This window comes from Streptomyces sp. NPDC051286 (genome assembly GCF_044455345.1).
In the GTDB taxonomy this organism is placed as follows: Bacteria; Actinomycetota; Actinomycetes; order Streptomycetales; family Streptomycetaceae; genus Streptomyces.
In genome coordinates this window covers 1-21,535 of record NZ_JBITER010000042.1, presented here as the reverse complement: position 1 = coordinate 21,535, position 21,535 = coordinate 1, and the positions used below count along the sequence as shown (strand labels likewise).

Genomic DNA, 21,535 nt, shown 5'->3' with positions numbered 1-21,535 from the left:
GGCGCCCGAACCGAGAGCACCGGCGCATGCCGCGGGTGCTCCAGAGCGGAGGAGCACCATGCCGCCTCACGACCATGTCCCCCCGATGCCCGTCGCACACCCCGACCGGTTCTTCATCGACGGCCGATGGGCCACCCCGGCAACGGGTTCGATGTTCGACGTGATCGATCCCGCCACCGAACAGCTCTACTTCCGCGCGGCCGAGGCGAGGACCGCCGACATGTCCCGCGCGGTCGAGGCCGCCCGCCGCGCCTTCGACGAAGGACCGTGGCCCCGCCTCAGCCATGCCGAACGCGCGGCGTACCTGCGGGCGATGGCCGAGGGCGTCAGAGCCCGCGGCGGCGACGCCGCACAGATCTGGCCGCGCGAGTCCGGGGTCCTGTTCTCCGTCGCCGCCGGCGTGGGGCGCGGCGCGGCGGCCCAGTTCGACCTCTATGCCGACCTGGCAGACACGTTCGTGTTCGAGGAGGCGGTGAGACCGACCATGGGCGGCGAGCACGGGGTGCTGGTGCGTGAGCCCGTGGGCGTCGTCGGGGCGATCGTCCCGTGGAACGCACCGTTGGGGCAGATCGCAGGCAAGGTGGCGCCCGCCCTTCTCGCCGGATGCACCGTGGTGGTCAAGCAGGCACCCGAGGCCCCCGGCCTCGGGTACATCATCGCCGAGGTCGCCGAGCAGGTCGGTCTGCCGCCCGGCGTGCTCAACCTCGTGACCGCCGATCGCGAGGTCTCCGAACAGCTGGTGCGGGACCCGCGCGTCGACAAGATCTCCTTCACCGGCTCCACCGCCGCAGGCCGGCGCATCTCGTCGCTGTGCGGCGAGCGCGTGGCCCGCGTCAGCCTCGAACTGGGGGGCAAGTCGGCGGCGGTGATCCTCGACGACTACTCCCTGGAGAAGGCGGCAGCCACCATCGCCGCGGCCGAGACCCTGCTGACGGGGCAGGTGTGCACCTCGCTCACCCGCATCGTCGTTCCGCGCAGGCGTCACGACGAGTTCGCCGCCGCGCTGGCAGTCGCGTTCGGCGCTGTGACGGTCGGCGATCCCTTCGACGAGCGGAGCCAGATGGGCCCCCTGGCCACCAGGCGCCAGCGCGACCGGGTCGAGGGTTACATCGCCAAGGGGGTGGCCGAGGGAGCGAGGCTGGTCACCGGCGGCGGTCGGCCCACCCACCTCGACCGGGGCTGGTACGTGGAGCCGACGGTGTTCGCGGACGTCGACAACGGGTCGACGATCGCGCGCGAGGAGATCTTCGGGCCGGTCCTGAGCGTCATCCCGGCCGCCGACGAACACGACGCCGTCGCGATCGCCAACAACACCGTCTACGGCCTCAACGCCTCCGTGTTCACCCATGACGTGGAGCGGGCGGTCGAGGTCTCGCGCCTTCTGCGTTCGGGCACCGTCGGTCACAATGCCTTCCGCTCCGACAACGGCGTCTCGTTCGGTGGCTTCAAGCAGTCCGGGATCGGACGGGAGGGCCGGTTCGAGGGCCTGCTCCCGTACCTCGAATCCAAGCTGGTGATCCTGGACGGCCCGGCGCCCTCCCGCGGGTAGGGGCGCCGAACCCGCCGCGGGGGCGGGGCGGCCCGCCGGCGGGCCGCCCCGCCTCCCGGATCCTCCCGTTGGCGTGCCGTCGTGTTCACCGCTCCACCGGCGACTCGGCCGGGCCGGATCGACCGCGGGGGGCAATCCCTCTGAATTTCGAACAGATCAAAGGATGGTCATGACGCAGTCGCACCAGCACAATGCGCGCCGGCACCGGAACGAGCTGATGGTCGTCTCCGGCGCCTCGACAGGCATCGGAGCCGCGACGGCCCGCGAACTGGCCTCGATGGGCTACCACGTCCTCGCCGGCGTCCGCAGTGATCAGGAGGCGGACACCATCAGGGCACAGGGCGTCGAGCCGGTCATGTTGGACATCACCGTCGAAGCGCACATCGAGGCCCTCGCGGAGCGCATTTCCCGGGACCCCGAGCAGCGACTCTTGCGCGCGCTCGTCAACAACGCCGGAATCGAGGTCAATGCGCCCGTCGAGGTGCTCGAGCTCGATCGTTGGCGTGAGCAGTTCGAGGTGAACCTCTTCGGGCACATCGCCGTCATCCAAAAGCTCCTGCCGTTTCTCCGGGAGAGCAGAGGGAGGATCGTCAACATCAGCTCGGTCGGCGGAGTGGCCGCGCTCCCGATCTTCGGGGCCTACGCGGGGACGAAATTCGCGCTCGAGGCCGCGAGCGACTCGCTGCGCCAAGAGGTCGCGGCACAGGGAGTGCAGGTCGTGGTCGTGCAACCGGGCGGAGTCAAGACCGAGATGGCGGCCCACAGTGGGACCATCTCGCTTGAGCTCGCCGACCGGATGAACGCCGAGCAGCAGCATCTCTACGGTGATCTCATCAAGTCGACGGTCGCCTCGAACGCCGCCTTTCTCAAGCGGGCCATGCCTGCCGAGAAAGCAGGGGAGAAAATCGCCAGAATCACTACCAAACCCCGGCCGCGAACGAGGTACACACTCGGCCTCGACGCCGCGTTCACAGTCCCTCTCGCACACATTCTTCCGGGCCGGGTGATGGACAGAGTGTTCGCCGCTAGCCGCCCCCGACGCACCCCGTCCAAGTCGTGATGTCGGACCACGCACGGGGATTCCCCTGTTCTCCGCACCGCCCACATGGCCGCGACGGCGCCGCGGCTCCCGTTCGTCAACAGCGGGCTCTACACCGGGCCGCTGGTCGACGACCTCGGCGGCGCGGAGGTCTCCTGGATCGTCGCCCTGGTCGTCGCCACCCTCCTCTACCTGGCCGGACCAAGCTCGCCCGGTGGCGCCGACCCCGTGGTCGGCGCCACCGGGCGCGTTGTGCATTCGTATAGGGCGGTGCGCCGAAGTGTGACATTGGGTGGCTGTTCCGCCGTGCCGCGGGGCCCTGAGACTGAGGCCGAAATCCACTGGCCCACCCCCAGGAGGTCACCGCAATGGGACCACCCAGACTTGAGAGCACCGCCGACCGCGCGGTCGGGACGCCGCAGGACGGCGGCCACGACGTGCTGAACCGCGGGTTCGGGTTCCGCTCCGCACTGTCGCTCGCCTTCGCCGACATCTCGCCGATCGTGGCGCTGTACGCCATCTTCGCGCTGGGTTTGTTCGCCGCCGGCCCGCGCTTCTTCTGGGCGTTCCCGATCGTGCTCGGCGGCCAGCTGCTCGTGGCGCTCGTCTTCGGCGAGCTCGCCTCGCGCTGGCCGTACGCCGGCAGTGTCTACCAGTGGGCCCGGCACGCACGCGGCACGACCTGGGGCTGGACCGCCGCGTGGGCGTACATCTGGGGCCTCACCCTCACCCTGTCGACGATGGCGTACGCCGCGGCGGGCTTCCTGCTCGAGGTCTTCGACGTCACGCCGGGACGACTGCAGCTCGCCCTGGTCTCGATGGGTCCGGCTACGAACGCCGCGAGGCCGATGTTGGCGGTCTCGTCGAGGTGCGTACGGATGGCGCCCATCGGTAGTGGACGTCCGATGACGCCGGTGGAGCCGATGAGTACCTCGTTCCCCGGATTGCCCAGAATCCCGGCGACGCGGCGGACGACCTCGGCAGCGTTCTCCTCGCCCCGGCGCCCAGTGGCGACGTTCGCGTTCTGCGCCAGCGTCGTTACAGCACGCAGGTTCCGTCCCGCGGCATGTGCACGACTGAGGACTACGGCCGGACCCGCGAAGAGGCTCCGGGTGAACATCGCGGCGCTGATGGTCGGACGGTCCGACGCGACGATTGAGATGTCGTCGCCGTGCTTGCGCAGTCCGCCGTGCCCTGTGTAGGCCCGGAAGCCTGTCGGCCACCACACGGCACGGCATGCATGGACATGTGCCGTGTTGCACACATTTGCACTCTGGGTGCGGCCTGTCCATCCATTTCCGAGTGCCGACCTGTGCCGGCGCCGCCTGCCTGGGGGCAGGGGTGCAGGCTGCCCGCCCGGAGGTCGACCTCGCGTTTGGGCAGCTTCAGCCGAGCAGGGCGGTTGCCGTGTTGATGAGTTCCGTGTCGGCTTCCTCGGTGCGGTGGGCGGCGATGCCGGAGCGGAAGAGGGATGCTCCTTCGATCAGTACGGTGAAAACCCTCGCCCGCGCCCGGCAGGCGGTATCGGAGAGAGCTGGGTTACGGGCGCGGATGAACCCGGCCACGTGATCCTCGTAGTCGTTGTAAAAGGCGCGCGTAACCGCCGCGACGGCTTCGTCGCGGCCCGCCAGTGCCCACAACTCGGCGTAGACCCGGACGAGTCGCGAATCATCGTGCTCTGCCAGAAGCTGACGAATCAGCCCCTCCGCGCCCGACGGGGTGTCCGCAGCCGCACCGGCGAACAACGGGGTCAGCCTGTCGAGCGAACGGTCCAGGGTGCGGCGCAGAACAGCGGCGATCAACTCCGTGCGCGAGGGGAAGTAGTACTGCACGTGTCCCAGGCGGGTCTGTGCCGTGGCCGCCACTGCCCGCATGGTCAGCTCGCCATACCCGGACTCGAAGAGGATCTTCTCGGCGGCGTCCAGGAGCGCGGCGCGCCGCTGGACGCCTTTGGGCGTGGTGGGCGCGCGTTTGTCCTGTTCGGGGGATCGTCCGCTCACGCTGCCCTGCCGTCCGCCTGTTCGTCGCTCACGGCCCTGCGCACCACCAGGTCGACGCCCTGCGCGGCGAGGTCAGACGGCACGCTCTGCGGATTCGGGTGCTGTTCGGGGAAGACCACGCCGCTCGGTGCGGGGGCACCGTCCTCGCCGCGCACCCGGCGCAGCCCCATCAGGGCGCCCAGTGCGGTCAGATGCGCCTGCCCTGTCCGATCGGTCACCGTCGCGGAGAGGGCGCCGCCCTTGTGAGTGACGTCGATGCGGAGCTGGGCCGTGCCGCCTTCGCCCGGTGCGTACAGCAGTCCGCGGCGCGCGCTGGTGAAGCGCCCGCCGCGGCCCCAGCGGAAGAACCCGAGCCGCTTGGCAGCCAGCAGGGCCGCCGTGGACGCGGGCGAACTGAATCCGATCCGGGTTGTCGCGGTCGTGGCTCCGAGAGTGAGGGGAAGGGTGAACTGCTCGGGGGTGTCGATCCTGGCGACCCGGGTGAGCGACTCCCCGATACGGACGCGGCGGACGTCGCTCAGCGGCATGACCGTGCGCCGCTGTCCGTCCCGCACCACCTCGAAGTCCAGCCCGAGCCGGTCCATGAACTCCACCGAGTCCGCGCCCGCCCGGTCGGCGAGGTCCCAGCGGATGGCCACGTCGACCGTGTCCGCGCCGCCGAGCCGGTCGCCGAGAGAAGCGGCGACGAGGCTGGTCACGCCGCCCATCCACGCGGAGGACAGCAGTACCGGTGCGGTCGGGCGCGCCAGTGCCGCGACGGTGGCGGCGCGCTGCATGCGCGTGGTCCAGCGGGTGACGTCCACGAACGGCACCCCGCCGTCGATCGCGGCGCGCAGAACCCGGTCGTCCGGGTCGTTGACGACGCTGACAACCGCGCTGACCCCCGCACGGAACGGTGCGGGGTCCGTCAGGTCCCAGGTGCGCAGCTCCGCGCCCGTCTCGTCCGCCAGTCGCTGTCCGCGCCGCACGGTCCGGCCCGTGAGCACCAGCGGCCACGACGGGGCCGCCATCCGTGCCAGCTCCGCGCCGACCGTGCCGTATCCGCCGACCAGGAGCACAGGGCCGTCGGCGTCAAAGAAGAGTTCGTCAATCATGAAACCAAATATAGGTCAGATGACCAAAAAAATGTGGAAGGCGTATCGCCTCACGGCCCGGGAACGGTCCGCGCTGCCGCCGCCGGGCGCGCCGGTGACCTGGCTCCCTCGTACAGATCCTTCTCCAGTGCTCCCAGCAGCCCGCGAGCCGGAAGGCCGGCGAAGCCATTGGTGGGGTACGCGGACCGGGCGCAGCACGTCGCCGACCAGGCCCCCGTGGTCCTGGATCTCTCCGCCGCCGACAACGAAGACGCCGTCCGCACGGTCGCGGGCGGCGAGGCGCTGCTGTGCCCGGCGGCGACGCGAGCGTTGATCACTCGGTTTCTGGCCCAGCCGGACCCGTGCCAGGCATCCGCGCATGAGCGGCTGGAGCGCTTGACGCCGCGGGAACGCGACGTCACGGGCCTGGTTGCACTGGGCCTGTCCAACGAACAGATCGCCGATCGCCTGTTCGTCAGCCCGCTGACCGCCAAGACCCACGTCAACCGGGCCATGACCAAGCTGGCGGCTCGTGACCGTGCCCAGCTCGTCGTCATCGCCTACCAGTGCGGGCTGGTCAGTCCGGCGACCGAACCGGGTCGCCCGCGGGCGCCCGCATAAATCGCTGGCACGGTGTTCCGTGTTCCGCCCCGGCCGTAGGCCGGCGCGGTGGATACCGCGGTCGTGGTAGCCGTAAATCGCTGCGCGGGGACGACGCGCGGGGGGCCGTTCCTGGGAGATGGTGAGACCACGAACGGAGGTTTCGCCATGATCGAAGCCCACTGCCTGACCACGGAGTACGGCGACGAGTCAGCCGTCGAGGAATGCCGCACGTTCTGTGAACTGCTGGCCGGACACGCGCTCAAGACTCTCGCACCCGATGAGGCGAGCGCGGTGGGGTCTCACCTGGCAACCTGCGACACATGCCGGGACGAGCATGGCTGCCTCACAGCCGTGGCGGCACATCTGTCCCTTCTCCGCGACGCCCTGGCCTGCGGCAGAGGCCAAAACCAGCGGATGTGCGCGGTCACCCGGGCCGAATGCAGCCACGCGTCGCCCCGTCGCCGCAGGCCGGACAGGGCGGCCCTGCCCATGCAGATCACACTGTCCCAATGGGTCAGCAAGACCACGACGCACTTCGGGTGAGCGGGGGACTGTAAAACGTTACGAACGTTTTACAGTCCCGCCGCCGTTGGAACAAGCGTCCGAGGTTTCTGCGAGCTGTCAGGTGTTGTCCGGCCATGTCAGACGGCGGGCGAAGTGCGCCCATGCGGCCACGACCATGAGTGCGGCGACAAGGCCGCCGAACGTCATGACCGTGGACGGGGAGGTCCGGTCCACGATGACACCACCGGCCAGCGCGCCGAGCGAGATCGTTGCCTGGAAGGAGGCGGTGAACAGCACCGACGCTGCCTCGGGCGCGTGGGGGGTTGCCTTGGCGAACCACGTCTGGGAGGAGATGGGGACGGCGCCATAGGCAACGCCCCAGACGATCAGCAGGGCGACGGCGCAGATCTGCCAGCGCCCCAGTACTGGCAGCAGCAAGGTGACGGTTGCGATCACGCCGGCGGCGAGAGCGAAGGTGGCTCGGGGGTAGCGGGTGACCACCGCTCCGCCCAGGAAGTTGCCGACGACTCCTGCGGCACCATAGACCAACAGGAAGACGGTGATCAGTTGCGAGCCGGCATGGGTGACGTGCTCTAGGAACGGAGTGACGTAGGTGTAGGTCCCGAAGTGCGCCAGCACGGCCAAAAAGGTCAGCAGCAGGGCGAAACGCGTGTTGACGCTCTTGAACATGCCGCGCAGCACACTCAGACGGGTCGTCCGGTTGGGCGGCAGCGGCGGCATGACCAGGAGCAGCATGGTCAGTACACCGACGGTGAGGGCACCCATGACGACGAAAGCCGTGCGCCAGCCGGCCAGGTCCCCGATGAACGTGCCGGCCGGTACACCGAGCACGGAGCCCAGCGGTACTGCGGAGAAGACCACCGACGTGGCACGGCCGACCGACGCCGCGGGCACCAGACGCTCGGCCAATCCGGCACCGATCGACCAGAAGCCCCCGATGACGATGCCGACGATGACACGGGAGACCAGGACCAGCCAGTAGTCGGGTGCCGTGGCGGCCAGGAAGTTCGCCATGGCCAGCAGGAGCATGAACACGCACAGCATCAGACGGCGGTCGATGTGTGCGGTCGCCACGGTGACCACGGGTGCGGAGACGGCCGCGAGAAGCCCGGGCATGGTCATCATCAGCCCGGCCATCCCGTCGGAGATGGCGAAGCTGGAGCCAATCGTAGTGAGCAGGCCGATCGGCAAGATCTCGGTCGTGACGATTGAGAAGATTCCCAGCATGATCGAACTCACGGCCAGCCACCCGATCAGGGGAGATCGAGTCGGTAAGCCGACTCCGTCAGAGTGGTAAGTGGTGGTGTTTGTCGAGGCCATGAATTCCGTCCCGTGAAGGGCCTGTCGTTGCGTGATCAGTTCAGCAGGCCCCGCGCAGTGAGGGCTGGCAGGTCTGCGACATCACTCTTGTGACGCGAGGGTGATGTCGCAGACCTGCTGAATCGCTCTGCAACCTGGCTGCCAGGAGATGTGGCTGCGGAAGGCATCCGCGCGGCCTTGGTTGATGTATTTGTGCAGGAGGTTGAGGCAGCCCGTGAAGCCGAGGGCCTTGATCTCTTCGAAGAGGTGCTTGACGGGGACGCCGGGATCGTCGGCCCGGCGTTTGCGCAGGTGTTCGCGGTAGGGATCGACGAGCCTGGCGCGGTACTTGGGGACGCGGAGCATGCGCTCGGGCCGGTCGGCGCGTGCGTAGCGCTTGACGGTGTTCAGGGCCAGTTGCAGGCGGCGGGCGCATTCGAGCAGGCCCACGCCCTGGTCGAGCAGGCCGTGGACCTGGTGCCAGCGTTGAAGGGTGGTCTGGGCGCGGGGCCCGTCGTAGATGGGCGCGTCCAGGACGGTGGCCCAGCAGCTGCTGTGCGCCTTGACCTCGCTCAGGGCGGCTTCGCACAGGTTGTGCCACACATGCCAGCGATCAGCGACCTGGACCGCGTCAGGCAGAGCGCGACGGATGGCCTCGGCGTAGGTGGCGGAGCCGTCACGGCACACGACCTCGACGCCCGGATGCTCGCGCAGCCACGCCTCCAGGGTGTCGGCCGTGCGGTCGGGCAGCACCTCGATCCGCTCATGGGTCTCGGCGTTGATGATCACGGTGGCATAGCGGTGCCGTCGGCGCAGAGCGAAATCATCGACGCCGATCACACAGGGCACCCGCCCGACGGGCAGCGGGATGCGCAGCAGCGTGCGCAGAGCCGTGTGACGCGACAGGCTCACCGCGAGTATCGTCAGCAAACGCGCCCCGGCTCGGCCCGCTAACTCCTTGACCACGGCCTTGACTTGCCTGGTCAGGCGGACGGTTCGCCGCTGGTATCGGTCCAGCACTCCGGGCACCTGCTCGCGGAAGGTGTGGCGGCAGCCGAGTGTGGGGCACACCAGGCGCCGCACCCGCACACGGGCCACCACTCGTCGTTCATCGACCGGCACGTCGGTCACTGTCCGCCGGTGATAGCCGTGCACGCGTTCCGACGAGGCCCCGCACACCGGGCAGACCGCAGTGTCCCGCGGAGTCCGTGCCCGCACCACGATCCGCTCACCTTCGTCGACCACATCCTCGATGACCAGCGGGGACAGGCCCGAGAACACCGTTTGCACGAGCTCATAGACATCCTTCACGCGAATGTCAACGACCCCTCACGACTCTCCGTCACCACCGAAAGCGAGACAGGGCCGTTGATTAGACACTCCCCGGCCCTGTCGAGGGATGCCGTCGGGCAGCATGGGGCGATGAACTCGGATCAGCCGCTGCCTCGTGAAGTGAAGGTCATCGACACGGCCTCGCTGCTCAGGCTGGAGGAACGGGCGTGTGAGCTCAGCCTCAACCAGCGGCTGGACCCAGCCTGGGTGGTGGCGAATGCGGCACCTGACGGAACCCACTCCCTGTGGCCGGCCCTGTGGAACAGCTTGTCCCATCGCCCGGATGTTCCGCGTCAGCTGCGGTGCGAGCTGTTGATCACCCTGCGTACGGGAGACCGGGTGATGAGCCTGCTGGACGTGCTTCCCGACGACTTCACCCCGCTGCCGAGGGTGACCTCGCGCGACGACGGCATGCGGGCCAGCGAACTGCTGGACCGTTCTCCTTCAGTCAGGGAATGGCTGGAGCGAGAGGGCGAAGGTCCCTCAGGCCGTCTGCCGTGACAGGCGGCGCCAGCAGATCAGTGAGCACGCGAGTTTCAGGAAGGCTTCGTGGATCTCGTCGCGGATCTCCCAGCGGATCCGCAGGCGGCGGAGCCAGTGCAGGTGGGCGAACGCGCGTTCGACGAACCAGCGTTGGGTACCGAGTCCGGAGCCGTGTTCCGTGCCCCTGCGGGCAATCAGCGGTTTCACACCGAGTGCGCGGACGAGCCGGCGGTACTTGTCGTGGTCGTACCCGCGGTCGCCGAGTACGACGTCGGGCCGGCTTCGGGGCCGGCCGCGCTTGCCCCGCACGGGCGGCACCGCCTGGAGCGGCCTCATCGCTAGTAGGTCCAGGGACTTCGCCCCATCCGGCGCCAGGACGTAGGACACTGGGGATACGACAGCGAAGGAGAGTGGCAGTGACTGCTCAGCCCGATCACCCGGTGAGCGGCAGGATTCCGGCGATCCCGCTCACCATCAACGCCATCGGCGACTCACTGAGCGGCGAGGAGCGTGCCCAGTTCTACCGGAAGGTCCTGGCGGCCGATGCGGCCGCTGTTCCCGACGTGATGCACCTCTGGTGGAAGACGGCGATGCTCAACCGAGCTCCCGGCGCGGCGCGGGGACGGGCCGACGCTACGACCGGCCGTGGTCTTGTCTCCGTCGACGCCCTGATCGCACGGGTCGAAGGCTCCCAGTGAGTTGGACGGTCCGCACCGCGGAGATCCCCGCACAGGCCGTTATGGACATGCCGCCCGATCTGGCAAAGATGACCGCGAACTTCTTGCGGGCGCTCGCCATCGAGGTCGGCGGTGCTATCGACCTCGGACGGAAACCGCCTGGCGGTCCAATGGACGACATCGGCGTGCGCCACTCCCTCGAAATCCCCGGCGAACCGGTCATCATCGAGTACCTCATTCTCCGTGACATCCGGGAGATCCGCATCGCTGTGCTCGTCTGGCTCGGTTAGGAAAGAGCGCAGTGAACCGCCGCGTTCAGCACCCAGACCGCCGGGTCACTGAGGCGGTCGTCCGGGTGGTCGCGGGCCTGCGCGGGGTGCTGTCCGGCGGGACCGAGGAGCTCGATGGGTTCTCCCGCCAGGACAAGTCGCGTACGGCCGGGGACCGAGTGCGGGGCGGCGATGTGCTCGCAGCCCCAGACACCCGTGCCGTCCTACCGCAGCACTCGGAACGCGGTGCGCAGTTCGTCGGTCAGGATATTCGGCTGTTCCCAGGCGGCGAAGTGACCGCCCTTGTCCACCTCGTTCCAGTGGATGATGTTGCCGAAGGTCTGCTCACCCCAGCTACGCGGCGCGGGGTAGATCTCGCCGGGGAAGACCGTCACCGCGACCGGAAGCTTCGGAATGGGAACGGCGTTGAACGGTCCGCCGCCGGCCTGTGCGCCTTCCCAGTACAGCCGCGATGACGACGCCCCGGTGTTGGTCAGCCAGTACAGCGAGATGGCGTCGAGCATCTCGTCGTACGTGAAGAGCTTCTCAGGCTCTCCGTCGGAGTCCGTCCACTCCGCGATCTTGTCGTAGTAGTACGCCGCCATGGCTACCGGGGAGTCCGCCAGGGCGTAGCCGATCGTCTGCGGGCTCTGGTTCATCATCGCCGCGTACCCGAAGCCGTCGCGGTAGAAGTGAAGCAGCCGGTCGTAAGCCTTCGTCTCATCCGCCGACAGGTTCGCCGGGGCCGGATCGAAGTTGCGCAGATGCCGCAGGATGTCGTCCGGCACGGTACCGGGCATGTTGACATGGATCCCCAGCAGCCCCTTCGGCTGCTGGACCGCCAGCACCTCCGAGATGATCGCACCCCAGTCGCCGCCCTGGGAAACGTACTCCGGGTAGCCGAGCCGCAGCATCAACTCATGGAACGCGCGCGCCGTGCGGGCGGCATTCCACCCGCCCTTGGTCGGGTTGCCCGAGAAGCCGTAGCCGGGCAAGGTCGGCAGCACCAGGTGGAAGGCGTCCGAGGCGCGCCCGCCGTGTGCCGTGGGGTTGGTCAGCGGATCGATGATCTTCAGCAACTCGACGATCGACCCGGGCCAGCCGTGCGTCATCAGCATCGGCATGGCGTCGGCGTGCGGGGAACGGATGTGCGCGAACTGAATGTCCAGCCCGTCGATCTCCGTGATGTACTGCGGCAGGGCATTGAGGCGCGTCTCAAGGCTGCGCCAGTTGTACTTGGTACCCCAGTAGTCCACCAACGGCCGCATCTTGGCCAGTTGCGCGCCCTGAGACCGATCCCTGACGGTCTCCCGGTCCGGCCAGCGGGTCTCCCGGATGCGCCGACGTAGCTCGTTGAGCTCCTTCTGCTGGACCTTGATACGGAAAGGACGGATGCCCGAGCCGGGCCGCGGCGCCCACCCGGCCGCGGTACCGGCACCCGTCGACGCCGCCTGATCGGCAGTGGCTGCCTGAGCCTGGCCGAACATGCCAACCTGACTGGCGACGACACCAGCCGCCGCGAAACCCAGGAAACGGCGACGATCGGTGCCGAGCCGACCCGAGCGCTCGTTCTCTGTCATCGAAGACTCCTTCTGTCCGTCATGAAGTAGGAATGTCGAACGATTCGCTGTCACATTCGCGGCACTGTTGTACGTAGCACACCAATCAGCCACCCAGGCCGGCAAACACCACAACGATGCGAAGTATCCCTAAGCGCACACCTAGGGCATCTCGTACCCAACCCTACCTGATTTCACACGTATCAGACGGCTGGTCAGCCACCTGTCTGTTGACCTCGACCTTTCGCCAACCGGTCCCCCCCAATGTGAGACACGTGTGCGCGTCGCCGGTGGACGTCACATGCATGTATCCCGCGATCGGCACAATCGCCCGGCCGTTGTCGCCGGAGAGCAGTTGACGCCTCGCAGCGGCTGCGGAGGGGCCGGTCAAGACGCCTGGCGGACCTCGCGGCTCAGCAGACGGCAGAGCCAACGGAAGCGGGTTCGACGGGCGTCTCGGGACACTTCGGTGTGTGGCGCCAGCTCGTCGAAGCCGTGGAACCCACCTGACCAGACGTGCAGTTCAGCGTCTCCGCCGGCCTGCCAGATGCGCGTCGCGTACTGGATGCATTCGTCGCGAAACGTTTCTGCAGCACCGACGTCGATATAGGCGGGCGGCAACTGGGACAGGTCCGCTGCGCGGGCGGCCGCGGCGTAGCACGAGACCTGCGAGCTTTCCCTGTCCTTGCCGAGAAGAGCGGTCCAGCCGAGGTCGTTGGCGGGGCGGTCCCACACGCCCAGGCCGGTCATCTGGTGTGCCGAGGAACTGTTGTTGCGGTCATCGAGCATGGGACACATCAGCAACTGGCCAAGGATTCCGGGACCCTTCCGGTCACGGGTCATGAGGGCCAAGGCAGCAGTGAGGCCCCCGCCGGCGCTGCCGCCGACGGTGATGACACGTTGGAGGTCCACGCCGAGTGTCCCGGCGTGTCGGGCGAGCCACACCAACCCGGCATAGCAGTCCTCGATCGCCGCTGGGTATGGGTGTTCAGGTGCCAGCCGATAGTCGACAGATACGACGGCCAGTTCGAGGGGCTCAGCCCACTCTTGAAGGATCGTCTGCATGCCGGTGAGGTTGGATCCGCCGATCATGCCTCCGCCGTGCATGTGGTAGACAACTGGCGCCTGTTGGCGCAGGCCGGTGGGGCGTGCGACGACGAGTGAGACGTCTGGTGCTCCGTCCGGACCGGGCGCGAGGAACTTTTGGACCTCGAACCTGCCATGGTCGCGCAGCTGATCGAGTGAAGGGTCTGCCGTTGCGAGTTGCGCACGCCACCGGGGGATGTCGTCGGCCGACACCGGTGCGTTCTCGTGCGGGGTTCCCAGTTTCTCCAGGATGGGGTTCAGTTCCGGGTCGAAGGGCACGGGCGGGACTGTGCGCTGACCTCGGTCACGATGGTTGTTCATACGTCCTCCAGGACTGTGGGGCGGGTATTCACGGTGCCGGGGTGGGGCATGGACCAACGACGGCCGTGGTGCTGTGCATGATGCGGACGGCCGAGGCCGGGACGCAGGCGCGCGCCTCCGGTCGTCGTGCTGAAGCCCCGTTCGGCGCTTCAGCCGGTTGCCGTCCGACGAGACTCTGACCGGCACGGCCGCCCGATCTGCAGCAGTCGGTCCTCGGCGGGACTCATTGGCGGAAGACCGGCGAGAGGGTCGCCGGGAGGGGCGGAGGCGGCGTAGCGGGCGTGCAGTTGGCCGCAGGCGGCATCGATGGACGCGCCGAGCTGGCGTCGTCTGGTGGCGTGGATGCCACGTTCGCGCAAGCCTGCGACGAACTGACTGACATGTGTCTTCGAGGGCGCCTGGTAGGCGGGATCTGCGCCCAGGGCCTGGTTGTACCGGATCACGCTCACATGGAAAAGTTCCGGCCGGGATCGCGACGCCACGAGTCGGGCAAGCTGATGCAAGTGCTCGTCGGTGTCGTTGACACCCGCGATCAGCAGATACGCAAGGTAGATCTTGCGGCGTGCCGTACCCGCGTGCTCATCCAGAATCGCCAGGTTCTCGGTGAGAGGGAATCTCTTCTCCAGCGGAATCAGTCGTGCACGTTCGTCCCTGAACGGTGAGTGCACGGACAGCGTGATCGTGACCTGCGGGTATTCCTTGGTGAGCCTGGACAGATTGGGCGCGAAACCCACAGTGGAAACGGTGATGCGGCGTTGCGACAGTTCCCCGTAACCAGTTCCCGAAAGCAGGCGCAGTGCATCGAACACATGTGGGTTGGCCAGTGCCTCGCCCATGCCCATGAACGCTACGCTCTCCGGCAGGCCCTTGTCGTGCAGTCGCCAGCTTGGATGTACGACCTGTGCGTAGATCTCGTCGGCCGTCAGGTTCCTGGCGAGGCCGACGGCGGCCGTGGCGCAGAAAGTGCAGCCCAGTCCGCATCCGGCCTGGGACGACACACAGATCGAGGACCATCCGGCCCTGTAGCGGGAGAGAACGGTCTCGAAACGGATTCCCGGGTCCGACTCGAAGACGACCTTTTCGACCTGCTTCTCTGCTTGGCGGGAAACCGGCGCGATGGGAAGTATGCGCGGCCCGAACTTCTCGGTGAGTCCCGCCCTGAGTTCGGCGGGCAACTCGCGAACAGTGTCGAAGGTCTCGGCTTCCGCGCGGCGAAGGGCACTCACGAACTGCCGGTAGCGGAAATCGGGCGCGCCCATCGATTCGAGATGCTCCCGGATGCGCGCGAGTCGGGTACCGGGGGGAGGGTTGGCGAGGGCGACGCGGGACTGTCGAGCCCGGTCGCTTGATGTGTTCGCATGGTGCTGGTTCGTCATGAGGTGATGCTCACAATCTTCCACGTGATCTCTCTCCCGGCGGGCCATGGCATCGCGCTGACGAGAGGCAGGCCTCGAAAGGAACGGGCGCCGTCCGACGCATGACGACGGGAACGCAGGACGGAATCGCACAGGACTGACTGCACATTGCATTCCTCGAACGACGTCAGCCATGGCGGTCCGATTCCGGACCGGAGGAATCACGGCTTGAACAAAATTTCGACGTCGCCGAAGGAGTCAGCGCATGCGGTGAACGCGCCACGAGGGGAGGCTGATTCGGGGTACTCCGGCAGGAGGCAAAAAGGAATGTGAGCGCGCTGGCCAAAGGTGTGCCAGGGCATGCACATTCAAACGCGGAAGTGTGTAATCGTGCGCGTCATACACATCCGGGATACAGCGGACCGGAGTCAATGGCACGGGCCGATAGTGTCATCGACGCCCGGCGGCTACGGTCTGTCAACCTCGATAAGCATGCCGGTAATTTACCACGAAAGAGATCTTGGTCCAGCGAATTACTCTGGGGCTCCACAGTCGGCCCTTGCGCACCAAGTCCGTACCCCCACGCCGCAGCGCGGTGATCAGCTTGCCGAACCGACGAGGGCCCAGCCCGGTGAACGGGGCCGTCCAGAACGGCTCCGACGCCGCGCACAAGAAGCCCCTCGCGCGGACATGTTTCCGCCAAGCCCACGGGAAGGCGGCTGCTCCGCTCCTCGCAAAATCTGCCAACTCGGACTGCGACCGGCCGCCCCCACCCCACGCCGCCTGCCGGCACTGCGGAACAAATCGCGGCCGTCAGGTACTGCCACCCGCGACGGGCAGCCGGTAGGCGGTGGCGACCCCGTAGATGACGGGTACGTACCCGTACCCGTATCCTGAGGGAATGGGAAGGAGTACGACGATGTCAGATGCCAATATCCGTATCCCCGAGGAAGCCAAGGACCGGCTGGCCGCGATCGCGGCTGCCGAGGGCCTGTCGCTGCGTGCCTATCTCGCGCGCCTGGCCGAGACCATGCTCACCCCAGCCGAACGGGCCGAACGGGCGGAGAAGGCCCGTACCGCGCTGAAGGACTGGAACGGCTACGCCCCCACCCCGTCCGAACAGGACGACCTGGACAGCGAGCTGGACCGCCGCCTGGCCCGGGTGACGGCCCGGTGAGTGACGCCATGCACATCGTCCTGGACGACACCGCGATGGCCGCCGCCGGCCAGGGCAACGTCCTCGCCTCACGACTCATCCACCGGGCCCACGCCGAACCCGGCTGGTTCCTCTACGCCCCGGCGTGCGCGCTCGTCGAAGCCGATCGCGCAAGGCCCGGCACGGCGGAACATCTGGCCGCTCTGCCCGGTATCACTGTCCTGGACCTGGATCTGGCCGCAGCCCTGGCTGTCGCCCGGCAGGAGACATGGGCGGCGGCCCACAGTCAGTACGCCGCCCAGCCCACCGCGGACCGCCCCGACGGAGCGATCATCGCCACCACCGCTCCGAAGCGGTGGGAAGGCGAGCCGGTCCGCGTGCTGGACCTCAACGCCTGATTCGTCAACGCCGCGGGCCGGCCGCCGACCTCGTTCGGGACGTAAAGGGCGTTCGCCCCGGGCGTGTGAGGGACGGCGCTGTTGCTGGTCAGGATGCTGCCGTACGTTGGGTCTCCGCCGGGGGCATGGTGTGCAGCAGTTCCAGTCGGCGGTGGGCGGCTTCGACCGCTCCGGGGCGTCGGCCGGGTACGTGGCGGCGTAGTGAGACCAGGGGCGGGCCGAGTTTGCGGGCCTTCTGTGGGTCGCGAAGTTCCTGCCATTGGTGGTGGGCGCGGTCCACGGCGCCTTCTACGGCGGGGTCGTCCGGGGGCTGTTGCCGGGCGAGGCGGGCGTTGGCGGCAGCCATCCACAATTCGCAGCTGCGTGCCGGATCATCGGCCAGACGGGCGAGGTCGGCCCGGACCTCGATCCAGTGAGTGGTCTGCACGGAGCCCGCGCCGTAGGTGCGCAGAGCCCACCCCTCCCACATGGCTGCCAGCGACGCGGCCTCGCTGTGCCGCCCGGCGTGGGCGGCGGCAAAGATCGCAGGCAGCGGGTCCTCAACGGCCGCCCCGGTGCTTTCCGATACCGGAGCAGGCGCCGTCGGAACAGGTGCAGGCTCCCGGTGCGGCCGGTTCGGTACTGGCACAGCCGATGCCGCAGGGGTGGGGACGGTTGTGTGGTCGACGGCCAGGAACAGCGCGTCGTCGGGGCCGGCCTGGGCGGCGGCCTGTTCGTGGAGCTGAGCGAGTGGCGGGTTGATGCCACTGCGCCAGGCGGCGGCGAGGGTCTTCAAGTAGGCCGGTTCTGCGATTCGACGGCGGGGCGGCGGCGGGGTGATCCGGCCGTATACGCGGATCCCATGGCCGAGAGCGAGGCCCTGGGTGCGCAGCTGCTGCCAGGCATCTGGGGCGGCGACCACGTCGGTGACGACGGTGGTGGTGCCCGGTCGGCGCAGTTTGAGCTCGCCGGCCAGCCAGTGCCAGGGCAGTGCGGTGTAGCGCAGGGTGGTTGGCGTGGTCCGGGCGAGTGCGAGGTGGATCAGGCGCTGCTTGTGGTCGAGGTGGAGTTGTCCGGTGATGTAGAGGGAGAGCGGGCCGGGTGCGGCGGCTGCGGCGCGGATGCGGGTGAGGACGGTCTGCGGGTCGGCCGGGTCGGTGAGTTCAACGATGGTGGCTGCCGTCGTGCCGGTCAGGATGCTCGGCGGGACGGCCGCGAGCGTGGGCAGGACGCTGGTTGCATCGATGAGACAGCCCTTACCGGCCGGGGCTGCCGCGATCAACAGCGCTGTCCCGGATGCCGTGTCCCTGTTGATCGTCACAACTGCACCGTAGCGGCTGCCCGGGTTGTGAACGTAACCAGCGGCCAACTCCTCTCCGATGACCAGGACGTAGACCTACCCGGCAGGCGTTCGACCCGGGGCGCGGGAGCCTGCACAACGGGGAGTGCCTGCTCGCACATAACAATCGCCTCCCGGTGCTCGCCGAGCCGGCGGGCCGCAGAAGCAGCCATAGCGACACGCAGGGCGTCTCGGTGGCTGCGATTCAGCAGGTCGGAAGGGTCGAAGAGCGGCACGAGCCGAAGGCAGGGATGATCCAGTCGGCAGTCATCCCATGGCGTCGACTTCGAGGATCGCGGCGGTGAACACCGCGGGTTTCGCCTGGGGGAGGTTGTGTCCGGCGCCCGGGACGACGTGGTGTGCCCAGGGGCCCGAGAAGTGAGCGGCGTACCCGCGTCCGTCGGTCGGCGGGATGACGCCGTCGGCCTGCCCGTCCAGAGTGACCGCGCGGATAATGATCTTCGGCTGGTCCAGCAGCCTCCGCTCCAGTCCGGCGTACCGGGGGGCACCGGGAGTGGCGGCCAGGCGGTGCCGGTAGCTGTGGATCACCACGTCGACATAGTCGGGGTTGGCCCACAACTCCGCCGCCTGCGCGAACTCGGCCTCGGTGAACCGCCATTCGGGCGAATTGCGACGCCAGACGACGCGGGCCAGGTCCTCCCGGTTTCGCTGGAGTCCCTTCCGCCCGCGCTCGGTGAGGAAATAGAAGAAGTACCAGTAGCCCTCCTCGAGCACGGGGGCCAGCGGTCCCCGCCGCCCGGTCAGCCGTCGCCCGGTGTCTCCCTGCCCGTGCAGATGCCGTTCTCCCAGGCCCAGGCGGCGATCTCGACGCGGTTACGCGCCGCGAGCTTGCGCTGCACGCTGCCGAGATGTGTCTTGACGGTGGCGAGCGTGATGTGCAGTTCAGCCGCCAGCTCCTCGTTGGTACGGCCGCGGGCGACCAGCCGTACGACATCCAACTCACGTGCAGTGAGAGGGAGTTCCGGCATACCGGCCGAATACCGGGAGCGGCCGGCCGGCTTTCCGGAGGCGGCCTCGGATGCGGCGTCGGTCAGGTACCTCAGCAGGCGGACCGTGACCGCCGGGGAGATGAGGGCGTTGTCGGCGGCCACGGCCCGCACGGCCTCGATGAGCAGCGCGGGGGAACCGTCCTTGAGGAGGAAGCCACATGCCCCGTGGCGCAGCGCTCGGTACACGTAGTCGTCCAGGTCGAAGGTGGTGGCGATGAGAACCCTCAGCGGGTCGGCCGCCTCCGGGCCCGCCAGCAGCCGGGTCGCCTCCAGGCCGTCGAGGCCGGGCATCCTGACGTCGAGCAGGCACACGTCCGGACGCAGCCGCCTGGCCTCCCGTACCGCGGTCGCGCCGTCGGCCACCGAGGCGACGATCTCCATGTCGGGCTGGGAGCCGAGGATCATGCCATGGGCCGAACGGATCATCGGCTGGTCATCGGCGATGAGAATGCTGATCGTCATGCGTCCAGGGTGGCATTCGTCCGGTCTTCCCCGGGTCCAAGAGGCGGTTCGGGGAGCGGACCTGGAAGCGGGATACGTGCCTCGACGATCCAGCCCACACCTGCCTGCGCGCCCGCGGTGACGGTGCCGCCGACCATGGCCGCGCGCTCCGACAGCCCGACCAGGCCGTAGCCGGAGCGTGGGCCGTCGCCGAGGTCGGCGGGTTCGGCGGTGTGTCCGGCGGTGCCCGGTCCCTCGTCGGTCACCGACACCAGAACGGCCGGGCGGGCGGTGTCGCCGTCCAGGCGTACGTCGACGGTGACCGCCTTGGCGCGGCGCGCATGCTTGCGGACGTTGGTCAGCGACTCGCGGACGATCTGGTGCACGGTGGTGGCGATGCCGGGCGGCAGGCCGCCGGCGGCGAGACGGGGGTCGAGGGCGAGGGTCGTGGCCGGTCCGGTCCGCGCGAACCGCTGTGTCAGGGTGCGCAGGTCGGCGAGTTCGCCGCCGGGCGCCGTCGCGGCGCCGGGGCTGCGCAGGACCGCCACCATGCTCCGCATCGACTGCATCGCCTGTGACCCGGCCTCCTCGATGGCCGCGAACATGCCGTCCAGTTCCTGGGTCGACGGCGGGCAGCCGGCCGCCGTGGCGAAGCGTACGGCCTTGGACTGGGCGATGATCGCGGTCACATGGTGGCCGACGAAGTCGTGCAGTTCCCGCGCGTGGTCCAGGCGCTGCGCCTGAAGCCCGGCCCGGTGCTCCTGCGCCCGGTACCGGTCGAGCAACCGGAGGTACAGGCCGAGCACGGCCGCCAGGGCGGCCGCGAACCAGAGGGCCGCCGGCGAGGGGGATCTCGCGGTCCTGTCCCTGGCCACGCCGGTGCTGCTGGCCGGGCTGATCCTGCTCACTCCGCAGTTCGCCCGGGCCGTCACCCACGTGCTGCGGGCGCCGATGCGGCGGCTGGCCGGGACGCGCGGCACCTTGGCGTTGGCCAACGCCCGCCGCAATCCCCGGCGCACCACCGCGACCGCCGGTGCCGTCACCGTGTGCGTGGCGCTCGTCAGCGCGATCACCGTGGCGCTGTCCTCGCTGAGCGCCACGGCGGGGCGGGAGGCCGTGGCGGCGATGCCGACGGATCTGCGGATCAGCGCGGTCGACTTCGCCGAGATCGGCGCGGGGACGGCCGGGCGGGTGGCGCGGCTGCCGCACGTGGCGGTAGTCAGCGCGGTGCGCGAGGCCGGTTTCCGCCTGAGCGACGGGGCCGATCTGTGGGCGGTGGCGGTGGATCCGGTGGCCGTGGGCCGGGGCCGCCTCGCCGACCTCACGGTGCGCTCCGGCGACCTGGACGGCCTGTCCCACGGGATCGCCGTCACGCGGAAGCTCGCCGCGGAGCACGGATGGCACGCGGCGCGTCGCCGCCGTCCTGGCCAAGCTGGGCGCCGACACACGCTTTCAGGCGGGCGTCCGGGCAGCCGCCCGCGGACTGATCTGACCGGCCACGCGCCCGGCACGGCCCTGACTCCAGCGGCCCTGATCGCCGGCTGGCGGAGGCCGCCTATGTGGCCGCCGAGGCGACCGGCACACTCAGCAGCGCCTCGGCACTGCGATGGTCCGCCGCGCCGGGCGGGGTGTGGCCGTGTGGTGTGTGCCACAGCGGCTGACCTTCCGTGCCGGTGCGACGGCCGGCCACACGCCCGGTCAGCCGACCCCGTCGGCCCCGTCGGCCAGCCGGTTGAGCCACTCCTGGAGGAGGGACCGCTCCGCGGGGCTCAGCGCGGTGGTGTCGTCCTGGCCGAGGGCGGGGGGGGGGGCCCGGGGGGGGGGGGGCGCCCCGGGGGGGGGGGGGGGGGTGGGGGCGGCGGGGGGGGGTGGGGGGGGGGGGGGGGGGGGGGGGGGGTGTTGGGGGGGGGGGGGGGGGGGGGGGGGGGGGGGGCACGCCGTGGGTGTGGGTGGCGCCGCTGCGACTCCGATGGCCGTGCGGCCCGTCGCCCTCGCGCTGCCCGTCGCGGTGCGGGACGGAGTCCGCGGGAGGTACCGGATAC

The 21,535-nt window shown here is 69.1% G+C and carries 20 protein-coding genes and 5 pseudogenes; 11 read left to right on the top strand and 14 right to left on the bottom strand.

Annotation, left to right across the window (positions count from 1 at the left end):
* Positions 1 to 85: 85 nt before the first annotated feature.
* From ACIBB8_RS29970 to ACIBB8_RS29960, 3 genes and pseudogenes are all read left to right on the top strand, one after another.
* Positions 86 to 1,549 (top strand): aldehyde dehydrogenase, encoded by a 1,464-nt coding sequence (locus ACIBB8_RS29970; RefSeq protein WP_398957384.1) that lies wholly within the window; start codon positions 86 to 88, stop codon positions 1,547 to 1,549.
* Positions 1,550 to 1,766: 217 nt separating this feature from the next.
* A complete protein-coding gene (locus tag ACIBB8_RS29965; protein ID WP_398957382.1) occupies positions 1,767 to 2,609 on the top strand; it encodes an SDR family NAD(P)-dependent oxidoreductase in 843 nt (280 codons plus the stop codon).
* A 347-nt stretch (positions 2,610 to 2,956) separates the two neighbouring features.
* A pseudogene (locus ACIBB8_RS29960) lies at positions 2,957 to 3,331 on the top strand (amino acid permease); the annotation flags it as partial.
* Here the strand turns inward: ACIBB8_RS29960 and ACIBB8_RS29955 are convergent.
* The 3 genes from ACIBB8_RS29955 to ACIBB8_RS29945 all read right to left on the bottom strand — a co-directional run bounded on the left by ACIBB8_RS29955 (position 3,238) and on the right by ACIBB8_RS29945 (position 5,682).
* Positions 3,238 to 3,816: a bifunctional ornithine acetyltransferase/N-acetylglutamate synthase gene (locus ACIBB8_RS29955; RefSeq protein ID WP_398957441.1), complete on the bottom strand. Its 579-nt coding sequence runs from the start codon at positions 3,814 to 3,816 to the stop codon at positions 3,238 to 3,240. The pseudogene ACIBB8_RS29960 and the gene ACIBB8_RS29955 sit on opposite strands and share 94 nt — an antisense overlap.
* A gap of 157 nt (positions 3,817 to 3,973) precedes the next feature.
* Positions 3,974 to 4,588 carry a TetR/AcrR family transcriptional regulator gene (locus ACIBB8_RS29950; protein WP_398957380.1) on the bottom strand — a complete coding sequence of 205 codons (615 nt, stop codon included), beginning with the start codon at positions 4,586 to 4,588 and terminating at the stop codon, positions 3,974 to 3,976.
* Positions 4,585 to 5,682, bottom strand: coding sequence for a saccharopine dehydrogenase (locus ACIBB8_RS29945; RefSeq protein WP_398957378.1), 1,098 nt, complete (start codon positions 5,680 to 5,682; stop codon positions 4,585 to 4,587). Before ACIBB8_RS29945 ends, ACIBB8_RS29950 begins: the two co-directional genes overlap by 4 nt.
* Before the next feature lie 249 nt (positions 5,683 to 5,931).
* Between ACIBB8_RS29945 and ACIBB8_RS29940 the strand changes: the two are divergent.
* Both ACIBB8_RS29940 and ACIBB8_RS29935 read left to right on the top strand, forming a co-directional pair.
* Positions 5,932 to 6,282: pseudogene (locus ACIBB8_RS29940) on the top strand (LuxR C-terminal-related transcriptional regulator); the annotation flags it as partial.
* 147 nt (positions 6,283 to 6,429) lie between these two features.
* A complete protein-coding gene (locus ACIBB8_RS29935) occupies positions 6,430 to 6,807 on the top strand; it encodes a zf-HC2 domain-containing protein (protein ID WP_398957376.1) in 378 nt (125 codons plus the stop codon).
* A gap of 78 nt (positions 6,808 to 6,885) precedes the next feature.
* Here ACIBB8_RS29935 and ACIBB8_RS29930 read toward each other — a convergent pair whose 3' ends face one another.
* Complete coding sequence (locus tag ACIBB8_RS29930) at positions 6,886 to 8,109, bottom strand: MFS transporter (RefSeq protein WP_398957374.1); 1,224 nt, start codon at positions 8,107 to 8,109, stop codon at positions 6,886 to 6,888.
* 144 nt (positions 8,110 to 8,253) lie between these two features.
* Positions 8,254 to 9,369: pseudogene (locus tag ACIBB8_RS29925) on the bottom strand (ISL3 family transposase); the annotation flags it as partial.
* A gap of 141 nt (positions 9,370 to 9,510) precedes the next feature.
* On the opposite strand from ACIBB8_RS29925, the gene ACIBB8_RS29920 reads away from it, so the two are divergent.
* Positions 9,511 to 9,921: a hypothetical protein gene (locus tag ACIBB8_RS29920; protein ID WP_398957371.1), complete on the top strand. Its 411-nt coding sequence runs from the start codon at positions 9,511 to 9,513 to the stop codon at positions 9,919 to 9,921.
* Here ACIBB8_RS29920 and ACIBB8_RS29915 read toward each other — a convergent pair.
* Positions 9,904 to 10,233 (bottom strand): annotated as a pseudogene (locus ACIBB8_RS29915) (transposase); the annotation flags it as partial. The gene ACIBB8_RS29920 and the pseudogene ACIBB8_RS29915 overlap by 18 nt on opposite strands.
* A gap of 86 nt (positions 10,234 to 10,319) precedes the next feature.
* Between ACIBB8_RS29915 and ACIBB8_RS29910 the strand changes: the two are divergent.
* Positions 10,320 to 10,601, top strand: a complete 282-nt coding sequence (locus ACIBB8_RS29910) for a hypothetical protein (RefSeq protein WP_366696029.1) — start codon at positions 10,320 to 10,322, stop codon at positions 10,599 to 10,601.
* Positions 10,598 to 10,870 carry a hypothetical protein gene (locus tag ACIBB8_RS29905; RefSeq protein ID WP_398957369.1) on the top strand — a complete coding sequence of 91 codons (273 nt, stop codon included), beginning with the start codon at positions 10,598 to 10,600 and terminating at the stop codon, positions 10,868 to 10,870. Before ACIBB8_RS29910 ends, ACIBB8_RS29905 begins: the two co-directional genes overlap by 4 nt.
* Before the next feature lie 203 nt (positions 10,871 to 11,073).
* Here the strand turns inward: ACIBB8_RS29905 and ACIBB8_RS29900 are convergent, their stop codons facing one another.
* The 4 genes and pseudogenes from ACIBB8_RS29900 to ACIBB8_RS29885 form a co-directional block, all read right to left on the bottom strand.
* Positions 11,074 to 12,429 carry an epoxide hydrolase family protein gene (locus ACIBB8_RS29900; RefSeq protein WP_398957367.1) on the bottom strand — a complete coding sequence of 452 codons (1,356 nt, stop codon included), beginning with the start codon at positions 12,427 to 12,429 and terminating at the stop codon, positions 11,074 to 11,076.
* A gap of 366 nt (positions 12,430 to 12,795) precedes the next feature.
* Positions 12,796 to 13,773, bottom strand: a complete 978-nt coding sequence (locus ACIBB8_RS29895) for an alpha/beta hydrolase (protein WP_398957365.1) — start codon at positions 13,771 to 13,773, stop codon at positions 12,796 to 12,798.
* A 191-nt stretch (positions 13,774 to 13,964) separates the two neighbouring features.
* Positions 13,965 to 15,074 carry a radical SAM protein gene (locus ACIBB8_RS29890; RefSeq protein ID WP_398957363.1) on the bottom strand — a complete coding sequence of 370 codons (1,110 nt, stop codon included), beginning with the start codon at positions 15,072 to 15,074 and terminating at the stop codon, positions 13,965 to 13,967.
* Positions 15,075 to 15,713: 639 nt separating this feature from the next.
* Positions 15,714 to 15,842 (bottom strand): annotated as a pseudogene (locus ACIBB8_RS29885) (IS5/IS1182 family transposase); the annotation flags it as partial.
* Between ACIBB8_RS29885 and rpmF the strand changes: the two are divergent.
* From rpmF to ACIBB8_RS29870, 3 genes are all read left to right on the top strand, one after another.
* Positions 15,802 to 16,017, top strand: coding sequence for a 50S ribosomal protein L32 (gene rpmF, locus ACIBB8_RS29880; protein WP_398957361.1), 216 nt, complete (start codon positions 15,802 to 15,804; stop codon positions 16,015 to 16,017). The pseudogene ACIBB8_RS29885 and the gene rpmF sit on opposite strands and share 41 nt — an antisense overlap.
* Before the next feature lie 72 nt (positions 16,018 to 16,089).
* Positions 16,090 to 16,347: a hypothetical protein gene (locus ACIBB8_RS29875; RefSeq protein ID WP_366691429.1), complete on the top strand. Its 258-nt coding sequence runs from the start codon at positions 16,090 to 16,092 to the stop codon at positions 16,345 to 16,347.
* 8 nt (positions 16,348 to 16,355) lie between these two features.
* The gene (locus tag ACIBB8_RS29870) at positions 16,356 to 16,724 is read left to right on the top strand and encodes a hypothetical protein (RefSeq protein WP_366691448.1); all 369 of its coding nucleotides are present in this window, start codon (positions 16,356 to 16,358) and stop codon (positions 16,722 to 16,724) included.
* 88 nt (positions 16,725 to 16,812) lie between these two features.
* Here the strand turns inward: ACIBB8_RS29870 and ACIBB8_RS29865 are convergent, their stop codons facing one another.
* The 4 genes from ACIBB8_RS29865 to ACIBB8_RS29850 all read right to left on the bottom strand — a co-directional run bounded on the left by ACIBB8_RS29865 (position 16,813) and on the right by ACIBB8_RS29850 (position 20,818).
* Positions 16,813 to 18,024 (bottom strand): hypothetical protein, encoded by a 1,212-nt coding sequence (locus ACIBB8_RS29865; protein ID WP_398957359.1) that lies wholly within the window; start codon positions 18,022 to 18,024, stop codon positions 16,813 to 16,815.
* A 285-nt stretch (positions 18,025 to 18,309) separates the two neighbouring features.
* Entirely contained in the window at positions 18,310 to 18,777 is a 468-nt protein-coding gene (locus ACIBB8_RS29860) for an alpha/beta fold hydrolase (protein WP_398957357.1), read from the bottom strand.
* A 26-nt stretch (positions 18,778 to 18,803) separates the two neighbouring features.
* Positions 18,804 to 19,514: a response regulator gene (locus ACIBB8_RS29855; RefSeq protein WP_398957355.1), complete on the bottom strand. Its 711-nt coding sequence runs from the start codon at positions 19,512 to 19,514 to the stop codon at positions 18,804 to 18,806.
* Positions 19,511 to 20,818, bottom strand: coding sequence for a sensor histidine kinase (locus ACIBB8_RS29850; RefSeq protein ID WP_398957353.1), 1,308 nt, complete (start codon positions 20,816 to 20,818; stop codon positions 19,511 to 19,513). The genes ACIBB8_RS29855 and ACIBB8_RS29850 overlap by 4 nt, the downstream gene beginning before the upstream one ends.
* Positions 20,819 to 21,535: the final 717 nt, after the last annotated feature.